This is a genomic window from Marinomonas epiphytica, assembly GCF_054780655.1.
On record NZ_BAAGVX010000033.1, the window covers coordinates 72,122 to 87,020 of the forward strand.

Annotated in this window: 17 protein-coding genes; 4 read left to right on the forward strand and 13 right to left on the reverse strand. The window is 41.5% G+C overall.

What is annotated here, in order from left to right; translation table 11 throughout:
- Positions 1-329: 329 nt before the first annotated feature.
- From ACYVGZ_RS10595 to ACYVGZ_RS10620, 6 genes are all read right to left on the reverse strand, one after another.
- A complete protein-coding gene (locus ACYVGZ_RS10595) occupies positions 330-851 on the reverse strand; it encodes a hypothetical protein (protein ID WP_460755076.1) in 522 nt (173 codons plus the stop codon).
- A complete protein-coding gene (locus tag ACYVGZ_RS10600; RefSeq protein WP_460755079.1) occupies positions 844-2,133 on the reverse strand; it encodes an AAA family ATPase in 1,290 nt (429 codons plus the stop codon). The genes ACYVGZ_RS10595 and ACYVGZ_RS10600 overlap by 8 nt, the downstream gene beginning before the upstream one ends.
- 264 nt (positions 2,134-2,397) lie before the next feature.
- Complete coding sequence (locus tag ACYVGZ_RS10605; RefSeq protein WP_460755081.1) at positions 2,398-2,700, reverse strand: helix-turn-helix domain-containing protein; 303 nt, start codon at positions 2,698-2,700, stop codon at positions 2,398-2,400.
- A complete protein-coding gene (locus tag ACYVGZ_RS10610; RefSeq protein ID WP_460755084.1) occupies positions 2,697-3,065 on the reverse strand; it encodes a type II toxin-antitoxin system RelE/ParE family toxin in 369 nt (122 codons plus the stop codon). The genes ACYVGZ_RS10605 and ACYVGZ_RS10610 overlap by 4 nt, the downstream gene beginning before the upstream one ends.
- Positions 3,066-3,177: 112 nt before the next feature.
- Positions 3,178-4,179: a hypothetical protein gene (locus ACYVGZ_RS10615; protein ID WP_460755086.1), complete on the reverse strand. Its 1,002-nt coding sequence runs from the start codon at positions 4,177-4,179 to the stop codon at positions 3,178-3,180.
- A 223-nt stretch (positions 4,180-4,402) separates the two neighbouring features.
- A complete protein-coding gene (locus ACYVGZ_RS10620) occupies positions 4,403-5,074 on the reverse strand; it encodes a hypothetical protein (RefSeq protein WP_460755089.1) in 672 nt (223 codons plus the stop codon).
- A gap of 670 nt (positions 5,075-5,744) precedes the next feature.
- Between ACYVGZ_RS10620 and ACYVGZ_RS10625 the strand changes: the two genes are divergently transcribed.
- Both ACYVGZ_RS10625 and ACYVGZ_RS10630 read left to right on the forward strand, forming a co-directional pair.
- Positions 5,745-6,029, forward strand: a complete 285-nt coding sequence (locus ACYVGZ_RS10625; protein WP_460755092.1) for a type II toxin-antitoxin system TacA family antitoxin — start codon at positions 5,745-5,747, stop codon at positions 6,027-6,029.
- Positions 6,026-6,307, forward strand: a complete 282-nt coding sequence (locus tag ACYVGZ_RS10630; protein ID WP_460755094.1) for a type II toxin-antitoxin system RelE/ParE family toxin — start codon at positions 6,026-6,028, stop codon at positions 6,305-6,307. Before ACYVGZ_RS10625 ends, ACYVGZ_RS10630 begins: the two co-directional genes overlap by 4 nt.
- A 358-nt stretch (positions 6,308-6,665) precedes the next feature.
- Here the strand turns inward: ACYVGZ_RS10630 and ACYVGZ_RS10635 are convergent, their stop codons facing one another.
- The 7 genes from ACYVGZ_RS10635 to ACYVGZ_RS10665 all read right to left on the reverse strand — a co-directional run bounded on the left by ACYVGZ_RS10635 (position 6,666) and on the right by ACYVGZ_RS10665 (position 12,204).
- Positions 6,666-6,875 (reverse strand): hypothetical protein, encoded by a 210-nt coding sequence (locus ACYVGZ_RS10635; protein ID WP_460755097.1) that lies wholly within the window; start codon positions 6,873-6,875, stop codon positions 6,666-6,668.
- Positions 6,876-6,991: 116 nt separating this feature from the next.
- A complete protein-coding gene (locus ACYVGZ_RS10640; protein WP_460755100.1) occupies positions 6,992-7,918 on the reverse strand; it encodes an SDR family NAD(P)-dependent oxidoreductase in 927 nt (308 codons plus the stop codon).
- 298 nt (positions 7,919-8,216) lie between these two features.
- Positions 8,217-8,486, reverse strand: coding sequence for a TfoX/Sxy family DNA transformation protein (locus tag ACYVGZ_RS10645; RefSeq protein WP_460755103.1), 270 nt, complete (start codon positions 8,484-8,486; stop codon positions 8,217-8,219).
- 4 nt (positions 8,487-8,490) lie between these two features.
- On the reverse strand, positions 8,491-8,886 hold the full coding sequence (locus ACYVGZ_RS10650; RefSeq protein WP_460755106.1) for a hypothetical protein: 396 nt from the start codon (positions 8,884-8,886) through the stop codon (positions 8,491-8,493).
- A gap of 917 nt (positions 8,887-9,803) precedes the next feature.
- Positions 9,804-10,313 (reverse strand): GNAT family N-acetyltransferase, encoded by a 510-nt coding sequence (locus tag ACYVGZ_RS10655; protein WP_460755109.1) that lies wholly within the window; start codon positions 10,311-10,313, stop codon positions 9,804-9,806.
- Between the two features lie 30 nt (positions 10,314-10,343).
- Positions 10,344-11,393: a DUF2333 family protein gene (locus tag ACYVGZ_RS10660; protein ID WP_460755111.1), complete on the reverse strand. Its 1,050-nt coding sequence runs from the start codon at positions 11,391-11,393 to the stop codon at positions 10,344-10,346.
- 10 nt (positions 11,394-11,403) lie between these two features.
- Positions 11,404-12,204: a hypothetical protein gene (locus ACYVGZ_RS10665; RefSeq protein WP_460755113.1), complete on the reverse strand. Its 801-nt coding sequence runs from the start codon at positions 12,202-12,204 to the stop codon at positions 11,404-11,406.
- 121 nt (positions 12,205-12,325) lie between these two features.
- Here ACYVGZ_RS10665 and dsbD point away from each other — a divergent pair, with 121 nt between their 5' ends.
- The gene (dsbD, locus tag ACYVGZ_RS10670; RefSeq protein ID WP_460755116.1) at positions 12,326-14,155 is read left to right on the forward strand and encodes a protein-disulfide reductase DsbD; all 1,830 of its coding nucleotides are present in this window, start codon (positions 12,326-12,328) and stop codon (positions 14,153-14,155) included.
- Positions 14,156-14,435: 280 nt separating this feature from the next.
- A complete protein-coding gene (accB, locus tag ACYVGZ_RS10675) occupies positions 14,436-14,885 on the forward strand; it encodes an acetyl-CoA carboxylase biotin carboxyl carrier protein (protein ID WP_460755118.1) in 450 nt (149 codons plus the stop codon).
- The last annotated feature ends 14 nt before the right edge of the window (positions 14,886-14,899 follow it).

Here is a 14,899-nt window from a genome sequence, read left to right on the forward strand (position 1 = left end):
GGCAATAGGTAAAACGACCTATTGAACCACGAACATAGACTGAAGAACCGGTGCCACGATGTATCAAGTAAGGTCAGCTCTGAATAGCCATAACCATTTAACCTACGAATACCAGCATGATAACCGACGACATTACTGGCTTCTTCCGACGTGCTCACTCATCTATTTTACGAAGTGACATTAGTCTATTTATTTAGACCTGACACCGTACGCCCTACTTGACATGGGGAGTCATATCAACGCCTCATTCAGAGGCAATAAAATAGTTGGTTAAAATTAGCGAGGCACGAGCGAAAACCAGCTGTTTTTTGTCCAGCTGAAATGACTTGTTAGGCCGTAGCCTCAACTACATAGTATTTTTCAGGAACAAAGCAATCTGATAATAAAAAGTGTGAGACAAACTCTCTATCTGTTATTGCGTTGAACCATTTTATAGTTCTTATGTTGCCACAGTTTGCTGATAGTTCACAAAAGACCCCCCTCGCAATATCATCATTCGAGACAATAATTTTATCAGCCTCTATTGCTGCATCAATTAAATGCGCATCCTTTTCTGCGATAGCAATACTTTTATCTTTCTCTAAATGATCATTTATAAGGCCTGTAATTGAACTTTCTGGCTTTATGAAGTGTACTTTTTTCTTTGCAATCATAGACGCAAACCATTTTCGAGCAAACAATGAACGATGCTTGTTCCACTCAGCCATTAAGGTTGGGCACATTGCCGCTTTATGTCCATTTTTAGATACTGAATCTAATAATGCTCTTGAGCCGCTGGATACGGGGTGCTCAGCTGTACCTGAAGACCTTGCAATATCGGCATCTATAATTACTGAATATTTATTAGCCACAGGCAACCTCTTCAACCGCATCAAGGTATAACTGCTCAACATTTAGACTTGTGTCATCAAAATCCTCTGGCCACTCACCAAATGCTCCGAATTCATCGAGAGTTGCTTGCGAAACCTCAGTTTCACCAGAATCATAGTTTTGAGTAAACCAATTTAAAGCCACCTTTTCTTTATCAAGTTGCTTCTTCACTACGGCGATTTGTATACCACGGATTAAGATAGAACTATGTGTTTCAATAATAACTTTTACTCCACGATTAATCGCTTTTGCTATTATTGATGCTAGTTTAAACTGGGCTTTAGGATGAAGGTGGAGCTCTGGCTGTTCGATGTAAACGAACTGCCCTTTTTTTGCTCCAATAAGAGCTACTAATACAGGTAGTGTTTGAGAAACACCAAATCCTACATCAGCAATATTTACACAGTCTTGTTCACCTGCGCTATTAGAACGGGATATCTGTATTTCAACACTGGTGTCATCAATTTTGACTGTTTTAATATTACTCGCTAAACCTAACTCAAGTAGCTGCTCTTTTAATTGAGAATATTTAGATTCAAACTTTTTCAATTTACTCCAATTACTTAATATACTAGCTACATATTTTTCAAAAGAACCAGGGTAAACGTCATCAGACGATGCTATTTTGTATGTACGTTCAGGATTTCCACGCAAACCTGGAACATGTATTAAACGTGTAACAAACTTTTGAAGCCTATTAGTTGGTTCTATGCCTGCTTTTAAACGAGAAAATTTTTCTCCTTCGAAAGATAACTCTGCACTTATAAAGCATTTTTCTCTGATTGCCTTCCATTTTGGTGTAAGATTTTCATTTTCATAGAATTTTCTTATAAAACCAAAGTCTTCTTCAGGCACAGAAGCTTCAATTTCGTCTGACTTCATTCCTAATTTTAGCGTTAATCCTTGAGGGATTTTTTCATTTAACAGCCTTACAGAATCGACTTGTAAGCCATAACCTCTCTTGTACTTATATACTACAACACATGAATTTGAATCAGTGTTCATCTCTACACTAAAAGATTTTTTTAAATACTTGGGTACTTTAGAAATGACTTGAGAAGAATCCGTAAGTTTTGCATTCTCTCCATAAAGCTCCAACGATCCAGAATCGTAATGGTTCTCAATTGTTTGCTTCAATATAAGGAAAGGTTGCATAAAACTAGACTTTCCAGAACTATTTGCACCAGATAATACTGTCAATCCGTCAAATTTTAGTGTTTGTTTAGAGGCTATTGATTTATATCCCTCTACTGATAACTCCATGTTTATTCCTTTTAATGTTCAATTCATACTACTTGGCAAGTGAATTTAGCGATAACGGCCTAACATCTATGGACACTCCGATTTTTGCAAGCAAAATCCAAGATAATAGATAATTGGGGTCAGAGTAAATTTAAGCTTACGCCAACCCATTTTAACTCTCGTTTAACTTAATTTTACTCTGACCCCATTTATTCCATTTATTCTGCTGAAGAATGAGGCGAGCCAAGCTTTTTAAATCCTGATGATTTACTTGTTAGCTTTTGATTACGCAATTACCTCAAGCCCTTTTTTTTCAGCTAGAGATAGCATTTTCAATGCTGCACCTCTAGGTTTACTCTCACCTTGTTCCCACTTTTTGACTAATTTATCACTAACATTAAAATAGCGAGCGAATACTGGCTGAGACAGATTATTTTTTTGTCGAAGAGTACGCACTTGCTCTGGTGTAAACTCATGAACGGTTGTTAAACACAGAGCATCAAACTTTCGCATCGTGGTTTTGTTAATGGCACCTGACTTTTGCAAACCTTTTGCTGTTTTGTGTACTGCTTTTAAAATGTCACTCATAATTCACCTACCTTAATGAGCTCGCCATCTTCAATTAATTGGTTAAGCTCATCCTGACTAAATTCTAAAAACTCTTTTGCTAACTCTTTTAGGGCTAGTTTCTCTTTTGAGTTGATATTAGCCCTATCACTTTTAGCAAATGCATATAGGAAAAAATACTTATCCCCTATAACTGCACCGACAATAGTACGGAATCCTCCACTTTTTCCTTTATTACCTGATGCAATACGCTTTTTGTAAACATTGCCACCTAAATCAGCATCAAAAAGCCCGTTACTCATTTCCTTACAAGCATTAACAAGATCATTGTCTGATAAAGCTTCTTTTTTCGTTAAAGAAGCAAAAACTTTGGTCTTATAGATCAAAGTATACTCCATTAGGGTATATTTTCAATATGAGGGAAGATTGACATAAAAGACAATAAAAAGAAAGCTAACGCCTACTATAAGCGGATTGTTATGTATGTGCCGAAAGGAATCACGTCCCAATCTCAGGAAAGGAAACCTTTTCTAAGCCAGGAAGTTCTAGTTGAGTACTAAACGTTTGAGCTATGTCCTCGTAAACTGAAACGGAGATAATTAATGGTGAGGCACGTCGAGTAACTTTCAACCACCGTCGAATAGTTTCATCGACATTTCGAGAATAATCTAAGTCCCTTCCAGAAAGAATCCTTTCTACAAAATGAGAACCAAAACATTCACCCACATTAGATAGAGCAGAGTTAACGTCCCGGTATTGCTTGAGAAAGTTAGCATCAACTGTAATAGCATTCGCTTGCGGACCAGTATAAATGTTTCTTTCTCTATCTTCAGGTGCTCCGGGCCAACGGGTACTATTGTATTGTCTACTCTGTTTGTTGTAGAACAGGTAGGTTAACTTTGGCGTATTTGAAACTAAGCGCCGTAGTTGTTGTACGCAAAAAGCAGGAAATGACCATCTCTCATAATAATCCGATCCTGACGCCTTAGCTTCATAAAATGCAACACCAGAAATTGGCTTAGTCTTGCCTGGAAACAGACGCGTTATAATAACTGCAATGTCTCCATGTGTTTGCTCTGCTTTTCCAGTTAATTTGTAAGCTTCAAAGTCAAACTTTGCACCTTCGAAGGGACTTTCAACATTAGGCAATTTATACTCTGCCATAACATTTCGGAGTGCTTCAATTACCTTGAACGTAAGTAAGTCTTCTTGCCAATCACAATCGGCGCACTGCGACAAAATTTGATCAACCACTTTTTGTATGTTCAACGATAGTTCTGAAGGGGTTTGAATAGGATCAAACTTCTTCCTAAAATCAGCCACTTCATATTCTTCTCGTTCAAAACCAAACTTAGAATAATCAAACTTCGTCACTTTAACTAAAACTCCATAAGTACCAACGCCGCAATAAGCGGCATAAAAGGCTTGGCTAAAATTTTTCGAGGAACGAGCACAAGCCAAGCTTTTTATGTCCGCCTTGATTGCTTTGTTATACCCCAACTAACTCGAAGCGTGGGCTACTTTATCTGGGTTTAAAACAAAGCCTGACTCCTTTAACCTAGCAGCAAGCCTGGGCACTGTTTCTTTAACGGATAATTGGGGTCAGGATAATTGGGGTCAGAGTAAATTTAAGCTTACGCCAACCCATTTTAACTCTCGTTTAACTTAATTTTACTCTGACCCCATTTATTTTAAACACTTCATTTAAATTAGACCGAAAATGCTAAGCGTTGAGAATCCCTCTTGAACGCTTTGTTAACTGTAATTTTAAAAACGCTTTAGCTTCCCTTATCTTTCCCTGCTGTTTTAAAAAATACACACCAAGCATCAATAGGATTATGGCAAACAAGCAAAGAACAAATACTTTCAGCGCCAAGATTGACTGTTGTTCTATACCTTCTGGTGAATTTAGCAACAGTTTTATCGAGTAGCCAAATATGAGTACTGATGTAGAACTACTCATAACATAATAAAAGAACTCTCTGATGGAAACCCAATAACCTAAACGGAAACCGAGCAAGTTGACAGTCGCGTATTTCTTTTTCATATGAAACGGAAGCTTTCTGTCAGTTAATACCACATAAGGTGCAACATGACGATACAGTTCAAAGCTTCGTTTAGGTGATGTGCTTTTAAACAAAGCATCTATAGTTGGGTAGGTAAACGAACGCTTATAAAAACCTGATATTAAGTTCTCTACTACGAACTTTTCACATGGATTAACCTTTCCATTATTGTAAGCGGAAAGGAGCAGTTCGAGATTCTTTTGACTAATAGTATGTTTGCTTGTCAAATGACTGACAAATATCCTTAGCAATGGAGCTAATGCAATGATTAGAAAAAACCATTTGAACAATGGGCTAAGCTCCGCTATTTGTTCGAATAAATTTGTCACCGAACCTCCTATTACAGTTAACGCCCAATTAATGGGCAAATAACGTTGGCTATAATTGGAGCGCAGCGAACAAAGCCAACGAATATTTGTCCCTGTTTAATTGCTTGTTATATGAAAAATCGATAAAACACCAAACCCTAAAAACAAACAATACCTGAAAGTTTAACTCGCCACCACAGCGAGCCTTTACATTTTGGAGCCACATGCCATTAGTAAGATAATTGGGGTCAGAGTAAATTTAAGCTTACGCCAACCCATTTTAACTCTCGTTTAGACAGCCATGCTTACAAGAGCCTATTGGCGGGAGCTGGCGTGTTCGTACACTTTATGGGAACTGCGTTCCCAGCGGTGCATTACGGCCTTCGGCCTAACGGCCCCCTACGGTTTGTATATTTGAAACAACAGGCGTGTTTAGGTATTTGAAATATGGCATTTCAACGAGGTAGGCGGGAGTTTCGAGGAGGAATGCCATTTTTAAATAGTGGCAATTCTAACAAGACAGCCATGTTTAGGAAGGACAATCGGCGGGAGCTGACGTGTTCGTATACGTTATGGGAACTGCGTTCCCAACGGTGCATTACGGCCCCCTACGAGGGTTAACCAGTTTGTTAGTTGTCGTAAATTCAATATGCGTGCTAACATTTGTGAGCACACATATAAGGAGCTTCCCATGGATACACGCATTCAATTTAGAGTGGATGAAGAAACTAAACGCTTGGCTCAGTTAATGGCTGAAAGCCAAGGTCGCACTTTAAGTGACGCTTGTAGAGAGCTCACTGAAGAGCTTGCTGAACAGCAACGTAAAATATTTACGCATGATCAATGGCTTTCCGAAGAGGTTAACGCCGCGTTTAGCAAATTAGAAAATGATCAGGGAGAGTTTGTCAGCCATGAGGATGCCAAATTGGATATGGAAGCTCGAAAAATGAAAATCAGAAATAAAGCACAAAGATGATCGTTTGGGAAAAAAGTTCGCTGGACGACCGTGAGGCGATATTCGAGTTTTTATACGAGTTTAATCCATTAGCGGCAGAAAAAACGGACAAAATAATTGAGAAAAAAGTCGAAAACTTAACTCAGCAACCTCTAATGGGGGTCGAGAGAGAAGGCATTCCGGGCAGGTTGTTAATAATCCCAGAGATTTCAATGGTCGTTTCATATGCCATAAGTCACGAAATAATTTACATTCTTCGAGTTTTACACCAAAAGCAAAAATTTCCTGAAGGCAATTAACAAGCATTCAACTTAACAAGCATTCAAAAAGACAGCCATGCTTATAAAGGCCAATTGGCGGGAGCTGGCACGTTCGTACACTTTATGGGAACTGCGTTCCCAACGGTGCATTACGGCCTTCGGCCTAACGCCCCCTACGGTTTGTATATTTGAAACTACAGGAGTGTTTAGGTATTTGAAATATGGCAGTTTTAACAAGACAGCCATGTTTACAAAGGCCTATTGGCGGGAGCTGGCGTGTTCGTATACTTTATGGGAACTGCGTTCCCAGCGGTGCATTACGGCCTTCGGCCTAACGCCGCCTACAGAAGTGAGGCATTTAAAATACCTCACGGAGGATGCTATGAGGTTCTAATCGCTATAGGTTGATTTGGTTAATCGTGAGAGCTTGCTTCTCTACCTTCACCATGTTGGCTAGTACTTCTTGCAATTCGTCCATACTGCTGAACTGTGTTGTTGGGTCGTATTCACCTTGAAAGTAGTTACCGGTTTCATCAAACACTTGGCCAAGCTGGAATTTGTCGCCCTTTTCACCGCGCCCGCAAATTAAATAGACATTAAGCTCCATGTACCCTCCAACAAGCATCATAATTAATAAGAATGATTATTATACATGGTATGAAGCTTTGATAAACCTATTCATTTCACCACAGTATTGGCTTAAGAAGTCACTTAGCCAATCCCCTAAAGAAAGTGATGAATGGCAAGGTTGGCGTTATCTTGAACTTTTTTGTCGCCAATAATTTCAGGCCAATGTGTAGCCTGATCTGCCAACTCTCCTGTAAGCCCTTTTTTGCTGCCCCACCAAATACCTGTTTTGAATGTTTTAGCATCCAGCAAAACATCGACATACCGCTTAGCCCCCACATCCACAGAATGCGCTTTTCCTAGGGTTTGCATAATCCACATCACGGTTTCCACAAGCAGCCTCTGACCAAAAGGCAAAGAAGATGAACCAGAGGTACCTCGTGCCATACCAGGGTCAATGGTGATGAACCGCATCGCTGGGTGCTTCCTCGCCATGCTCATGGTCCAAAGCGCTCCCATCAGTTTTGTTGCTCCGTATGTGTCGGTGTAAGGGGTCTTTGCAGTAAACTTAGAGCCGTTAGCTACAGACATCCATTCATCAACTGAACCCTCAGTAATAGGTGGCTTGGGGGCTCGAAGCTCAGGAGCGCCACGGGCTGCAAAGCTAGCGACATACATAACTGAGCCTGTTTGAGATAACTTGCCATTATCTATAAGAAGATCGGTGAAAAGAACGTGACCTAAGACATTAATTCCAAACACTGTCATAACGCCATCTTTAGTGACTTTAATAGGCTCATCACCACCGCCACCACCCGCATTTAGAACAATGCCATCTACCTTAGTATTAAGCTCTGTAGCCGCTTTTCTGCAAGAACTTAAATCACTTACATCTATTAGCAAAGTGTCAAAAATGTCTTTGCCGGTTAGCTTTTTAAGCTGTTGAAGCGCCGCTTGAGCTTTCGCCTCATCACGACATGCAAGAATGATTTTAGAAACACCCTCACGAAGGGCAAGCTGTCGCGCTGACTCGAACCCAAGCCCAGAATTAGCGCCAGTAATAAGAATTGTAGAAAGAGACATAACCAGAGACACCCTTGGTATAAATTAAAAAAACTTGGCAATCCAGAGTAACACTACTCTGAATCACCACTCTTTAAATGCTACCAAGCATAGTAAGCTCATAATGAAAAATAAGAAGGCGATATCATCTCGCTTTATTGCCTATTTGTATCAGGTTGGTCATTGATCTTGATAAATGAGAATTTAAAGATACCTATTTCACAGTGAGGTGTAATTCAACTGCCCTTGCCTGCATCTTTCAAGGAAAAAGCAAATACATACATTTGTAGACAAAATGCATGTATTTGTTAGCCGTTTTTTATTTCGGTGCTAAGCCCATATCATCAAGCCGAAGTAATATTTCCGTCTTTCTGGTTCTAGCTATTTCTTGCCAGTGAGCCCCTTCTTGCGCACCGATAATGGCATAAATAGAATTCAGCCCCGTTCCTTTAACTTTATTCTTTAGCTCTTGATATAAACGATAGGGGTCAGAAGCCATGAACTCTTCAACTGAATGTATATCAACCTGAGCCAGTATTTCCTCACTTTTAGGCCCAAAGCCTTTTAAGTCTCGTAACCTCATCCCCATACCTTTAACGATTCCAGCTCTTGATTATAATATAATACGCAAAGCCTTCGCCCGTAACTTTTTGCATATCCATTAACTTAAAATAATCACTGCACTTAGCACAGGTATTCACTTTTTCTCCTGCAGCAGCGGCATCAGACTGTGTTTTCCAATAAATCACATCCGCGTACTCATCATCATTTTTCTTGATGAGCTCACGTTTTATAAAGCCTTTTTGATTAATAAGAAAACCATCATTAACCGCATTTGCACTTGTGACTAACTGGTCATCCGTTACACCAGAGACTTTTACAAAAGGCGCCCATTCTATTGCTACTCCCTCTGCATTTACATTCATGTTTATAGTCGCAAGTGATAGAAAAATACTGGTTAAAATAAGTGTGCGTTTTTTAAAGTTCATAGCGTCTCCGGACATGTTGTGGGTTTAAATTGAGATGAGTAAGCAATTATATTTACTGCCTCCTGACAGCGTACTGTCAGGAATGTTTAGGAGGGCACAACGGAGGGTATTGATGTATTCGTATATTTGAAACAACAGGCGTGTTTAGGTATTTAAAATATGGCATTCCAACGAGGTAGGCGGGAGTTTCGAGGAGGAATGCCATTTTCAAATGGTGGCGATTTTAACAAGACAGCCATGTTTACAAGGGCCTATTGGCGGGAGCTGACGAGTTTGTTTACTCTATGGGAACTGCGTTCCCAGCGGTGCATTACGGCCTTCGGCCTAACGCCCCCTACGGTTTGTATATTTGAATCAACAGGTGTGTTTAGGTATTTGAAACAACAGGCGTGTTTAGGTATTTGAAACAACAGACGTATTTAGGTATTTGAAACAACAGACATATTTAGGTATTTGAAATATGGCATTCCAACGAGGTAGGCGGGGGTTTCGAGGTGGAATGCCATTTTCAAATGGTGGCAATTTTAACAAGACATCCATGTTTACAAGGGCCTATTGGCGGGAGCTGACGAGTTTGTTTACTCTATGGGAACTGCGTTCCCAGCGGTGCATTACGGCCTTCGGCCTAACGCCCCCTACGGTTTGTATATTTGAATCAACAGGTGTGTTTAGGTATTTGAAACAACAGACGTATTTAGGTATTTGAAACAACAGACATATTTAGGTATTTGAAATATGGCATTCCAACGAGGTAGGCGGGAGTTTCGAGGAGGAATGCCATTTTCAAATGGTGGCGATTTTAACAAGACAGCCATGTGTATATAGGCCAAACGGCGGGTGCTTACGTATTCGTATACTTTATGGGAACTGCGTTCCCAGCGGTGCATTACGGCCTTCGGCCTAACGCCCCCTACTTGTTATTGATGGTTATATTCTTTTCCGAGGATATATAGGTCTTGTTTGGTTTGCTGTGGGTTAGGTTGGGCGATGTTGGGTAGTTTGCCCCATTGGCTAAATTGGTGTTTTTCAAAGAAGTTTCTGCTGTTTTGGTTGCCGCTGTAAATATGGGCAATCAGGTGGGTAAAGCTAATGTGTTTGGCTCGTATTTCAATGTGCCTAAGTAAGGCGCCTCCCAGACCGAGGCCTTGGTGTTGGTTTTCAACGTATAGGCTTATTTCTAGTGCTTGGTCAAAGGCAGGTAAGCCATAAAACGCTTGCAGGCTGCACCACGCAATGACTTCTTGGCGGTTTTCAACCACGAGGAAAGGCTGCTGTTGCGAGGTACTTTCTAGCCATTCACAAACGTCGAGCAAGCCAAAACAAGGCGCTTGGCCTTGCTTACTAAAGGCTTGGTTTAAAATGGCTAGAATGGCTGGCGCATCTTCTAGCTCTGCATCACGTATTTGCCATTCTTTGCGTTTTTGCATGTAACCTGCTTACACGTTTTCGTGTCAAGGTTAGCCTTGTTCTAACAGGCGACGTAAATCAATAATGGCAGCGTTAGCACGAGAAACATAAGACGCCATCACCAATGAATGGTTAGCCAGTACACCAAAGCCGCTGCCATTAAGAATCATAGGCGACCACACGGTAGTCTGGGTAGCTTCTAGTTCTCGGATAATTTGGCGCAAGCTCACTAGAGCGTTCTTGTCCTGCAAGGTAAACACAAAGTCTACTTCAATGGCTCTAAGAATGTGAATCAATGCCCAGCTGGTGCCTCGCGCTTCGTAAAATACGTCATCGATCTTAGACCAAGGTGTTTTCACATATTGAAATGAGCCGGCGTCGCTCGATTGACGAGCACTGCTGTCTCCAGCTAGATCAGTGTTTTCACGAACATTGGCGACACTGGCCGATAAACGTTGTGACAGGCTACCAAGGCGAGTATTCACATCCGATAACCAGTCCGATAAGTTATCCGCTCGGGCATAAAACTGAGCTTTGTTTGAACCGCTTTCGGTTAAACGGTCTAGATAAGCTAATAGCTCCTTGTTACCACGACGGTATTCGCTTTCACTAGAAGGAAGCGCCCAACTGGTGGCATCAAAGTTAAATTGCGGTTCTGCCACTTTTAGATTCACATCTTCTGTGGACTGTGATTGAGAGCGGCTAAATTCCTTACGCAAGGCGCGAGCTAGGTCACGTGTTTGTACTAGCACTCCAAACTCCCAAGCTGGCATGTTGTCCATAAATATCCCAGGCGGCATAAGATCATTGCTTATAAAGCCACCGGGTTTATCAAGCAAGGTTTCCACTAACGTATGTAACGTGCTGGCTGTGGTGTACCCCACCACGAGCTTTTTGCTGTTATTAAGGTAACCTTGCTCAGCCGCTTTCTCTTTGGCTTTGTCTACCACGTCAAACTGATCTGGAGTGTTACTCCAATACATGCCTAGCAGACTCAAAAGCAGGACTAACACTAAAAACACACCCAAGATGACTTTCCAAGCGCCAGAAAGGTCCACACTATCTCGTAAACCGTTAAATTTATTTGTTAACCAAGACATTTGTTACACCTCAATCCTGTTGTAATTCAACCATGTGTTTTGTGCTGGAATAGGTCATGCCACGGACCCGAAATTCACTGACACGACTATTAATAATCTGATAAAGCAAACGCGCTTCTTTATCCTTTGGCCAATAAATTTCTACACCGCTTTGTGTGGCGGCCACTTTATCAATAATAGGCTGCATTTTCGCAATTATTTCCTCATCACTCAAACTAAACAGGTTTTTAGGCAGTAAATACTGTCCTTCTTTGGGTTTAGCGACAGGTTTAGGCTTAGCCACTTGTTGGCGCTTCTTCTTTAAATCATTGATACGAGTGGTCATTTCCGCAATTACTGGGTCTTCTGGGTTCGCCAGTTTGGCTTGCTCTAAGTATTGCTGTGCCTGTCCATAGCGACGCCCTTGGGCCGCTAGCCATGCCCATTGGGTGTAGCGATCAACAATTGCTGAAATACCTTGAATCGCATCAAAATTACCTGGGTCACGCCCTAAAGCAGCCTGAAAATATAGGTTAGCGTTATCTTCTTCCGGAGTGAGCAATCGGTCGCTGGCCAAGGCAAACTTGCCCTGCTCTATCAATCGCTGAGTGATTTTTTGTGCTGGTGTTAGCGTAACTTGAAGGGGCTCAGGCTTTGCCGCGCTTTGAGGTTTGGTAATGGCAGGAGCTTCATTAGCCACTTCTACTGCTTCATTGGATGCAACCTGTTCCGTTTCCTTGGTGTTTTGTCCTTGAGCATTTTGCTGCACGTTTGATTGACATGCCGACAGCAAAAATGCCGAAACAAGTAAAAAGATTGTTTTTTTCGTCAATTTCTTTCTCCGCCATAGCAACTTTTTTCTAAATTGCTAGTCTATACGCCTTGTTCATCTGAAGATACCTTTATACCAATGAACAGAGTCTACCTACTATTTAACTGATATGAAGAACAACATGCGCGTATTTGCTTTAATTATTATTTTATCCTCTTTTATCAGCCAAGTTCAGGCATTTACGTTTGGCTCCAGCTTTGACCAACAACCAGACTTCCTAAGAGTTGATCAAGCCTTTCAACTATCCATGTCTGCCCCAGAGCGAGGGCAAATTCAGGCAAACTTTCACATTGCCGATGGTTACTATTTATATAAAAGACAATTTTTACTTTCTGGAGAAGGAGCGAAACACCTGTACTTTGCTCCTTTTCCAGATGGTGAAAGCCACACAGACGCCTATTTTGGCGATGTCACTATTTTTAGAAATGAACTAAGCCTGCCTATTTATTACGACATCAATTTAGCCGCAGGCACTCACATAGAAGCCACTTTAATGTTTCAAGGCTGCGCCGACCGTGGCCTATGCTACCCTCCTGAGCCGGCTGTCATTAGTTTTCAAGTACCAGCGTTAGATTCAGCAACCCAAGCTTTGTTGCAGAACCAGAGCCACAGTTTGGCTGACAATTCGAACACTAACCAGACTGCTCAAATAGAAATTGCGCCTTCACAAGCCAATTTGGTGTTCGACACCTTAACAAACTCCAGTTTGTGGGTTGGCCTAGCGAGTGTTTTTGGCTTAGGGCTTTTGCTGTCCCTTACTCCTTGTGTGCTGCCTATGGTACCGATTGTTAGCGCTATTGTAGTCGGAGCCAAAGCTTCTAAGCTCAGGGCCTTGTTTTATACCCTACTTTACATTCTTGGCATGGCGTTAACCTATGCTGGTATTGGTTTTTTAGTGGCGGCATTTGGAGCCTCATTCAATTTACAAGCCCAGTTACAAAACCCCATCGTACTTGGCACAAGCGCGGTTATGTTTGTCATTCTGGCGCTGTTTATGTTCGGAGTATTCACCCTGAACATGCCAAGCTTTTTACAGCCTAACGTCTCTTATGAGCAAAATGAAAAATCTTGGTGGAAAAGCGGTTTCGGCAGTTTTGTTGCCGGTATTTTTTCCACCCTTGTGGTATCGCCATGTGTTTCCGCTCCCCTAGCCGGCATTTTGCTCTTCGTTAGCACGCAAAACGAGCCTTTCTATGGTGCTCTAATGTTATTTATATTGGCACTCGGTATGAGCATCCCCTTACTACTGGTTGGCTTATTTGGGCCGCGTATTCTGCCTAAAAATGGCGAATGGCTGAATGATATAAAACAATTGATGGGGTTTGGCTTGCTGGCGGTTTCGGCTTGGCTGGTGAGCAGTTGGCTACCTATCTTCTATGGCAATCTAATTTGGGCTCTACTGGCTTTACTGGTCAGCAGTTATTTCTTCCACCGAATTTTTAGTAGCCAATCACACCCTGTTCGCTGGTTCATTGCACTAACCGGCCTTTTATTCGCGATATTACAAACTCAAAGTAGTTGGCCTCAATCAGGTTCAGGGCAACCACAACAGGTTGGCAGTGTGAATCAAGAGACAGAAACGAATGGGCTTTTTGAAGCAAAAATCAATTCGTTAGGTGAATTGAACCAACTCATTGCTCAGGACAACAGCGCACCTATTATGTTGGATTTTTATGCAGACTGGTGCATAAGCTGCAAGATCCTCGAAAAAGAGGTATTTAGTCAACAAGATGTTAGCCAAGCATTACAACAGGTTCGACTTATTAAAGTAGACGTTACCGCAAACTCGCAAGCAAACCGTGACTTCCTTACCAAGTTTAACATCTACGGCCCACCGTCCATCATTTTCTTAGACAATGAAGGCCAAGAACTACCAGATTTATCCCTGATTGGTGAGCCAACCAAGGAACAAATTATGAGTAGATTAACGTATTTATCTCAAGTGTTATAACCATTGCGTATCACCAAGCCAAAGAGATGTTTACTTCTGTTTATTTTTTAATCTATTTTTTTAGATTAAGGATATTTTACGACAGAACTGGACAATATCCTGCTTTTTACCGATAATTTCCCGATACATAGCGACAGTTACTTTTTAAAATTGCATGCTTTTCACCTTCACAACGACATTGTTCGTTAATTAGCCAACGAAAAGCAATTGCCGCTAGTAAGGATTTTCACTGACCTGAACAGAGATTCAGGGCTCATTACACTGACAGAAGAGAGACATCATGGATATTCGTAAAATTAAAAAACTGATCGAGCTTTTAGAAGAATCAAACGTCTACGAAATCGAAATTAAAGAAGGTGAAGAAGCAGTTCGTATTAGCCGTGGTGGCGCAGTAGCCGTTGCTCCTGTTGCAGCCGCACCAGCACCTGTTGCAGCCCCTGCTCCAGTTGCAGCCGCACCAGCAGCCGCTCAAGAAGAAGCACCAGCCGCTGTTTCTGGTCACTCTGTAAATTCTCCAATGGTTGGTACTTTCTACCAATCTTCTGCTCCAGGCGCGAAACCATTTGTTGAAGTGGGCCAAAAAGTTAACGTTGGTGACACTATCTGTATTGTTGAAGCAATGAAGATGATGAACCAGATCGAAGCTGACAAAGCCGGTACCATAGGTGCTATTTTGGTTGGCGACGGCGAGCCAGTTGAGTTTGATCAACCTCTTGTTACCATCGTTTAATTCAACACAAAGGT

What these genes read in the sequence shown, in the direction of transcription:
- ACYVGZ_RS10635 (WP_460755097.1), bottom strand. Translation starts at nt 6,875, where the DNA reads ATGGAGCTTAATGTCTATTTAATTTGCGGGCGCGGTGAAAAGGGCGAC.
- ACYVGZ_RS10605 (WP_460755081.1), bottom strand. Translation starts at nt 2,700, where the DNA reads ATGAGTGACATTTTAAAAGCAGTACACAAAACAGCAAAAGGTTTGCAA.
- ACYVGZ_RS10660 (WP_460755111.1), bottom strand. Translation starts at nt 11,393, where the DNA reads ATGTCTTGGTTAACAAATAAATTTAACGGTTTACGAGATAGTGTGGAC.
- ACYVGZ_RS10645 (WP_460755103.1), bottom strand. Translation starts at nt 8,486, where the DNA reads ATGGGGATGAGGTTACGAGACTTAAAAGGCTTTGGGCCTAAAAGTGAG.
- ACYVGZ_RS10630 (WP_460755094.1), top strand. Translation starts at nt 6,026, where the DNA reads ATGATCGTTTGGGAAAAAAGTTCGCTGGACGACCGTGAGGCGATATTC.
- ACYVGZ_RS10600 (WP_460755079.1), bottom strand. Translation starts at nt 2,133, where the DNA reads ATGGAGTTATCAGTAGAGGGATATAAATCAATAGCCTCTAAACAAACA.
- ACYVGZ_RS10650 (WP_460755106.1), bottom strand. Translation starts at nt 8,886, where the DNA reads ATGAACTTTAAAAAACGCACACTTATTTTAACCAGTATTTTTCTATCA.
- dsbD (WP_460755116.1), top strand. Translation starts at nt 12,326, where the DNA reads ATGCGCGTATTTGCTTTAATTATTATTTTATCCTCTTTTATCAGCCAA.
- ACYVGZ_RS10655 (WP_460755109.1), bottom strand. Translation starts at nt 10,313, where the DNA reads ATGCAAAAACGCAAAGAATGGCAAATACGTGATGCAGAGCTAGAAGAT.
- ACYVGZ_RS10640 (WP_460755100.1), bottom strand. Translation starts at nt 7,918, where the DNA reads ATGTCTCTTTCTACAATTCTTATTACTGGCGCTAATTCTGGGCTTGGG.
- accB (WP_460755118.1), top strand. Translation starts at nt 14,436, where the DNA reads ATGGATATTCGTAAAATTAAAAAACTGATCGAGCTTTTAGAAGAATCA.
- ACYVGZ_RS10625 (WP_460755092.1), top strand. Translation starts at nt 5,745, where the DNA reads ATGGATACACGCATTCAATTTAGAGTGGATGAAGAAACTAAACGCTTG.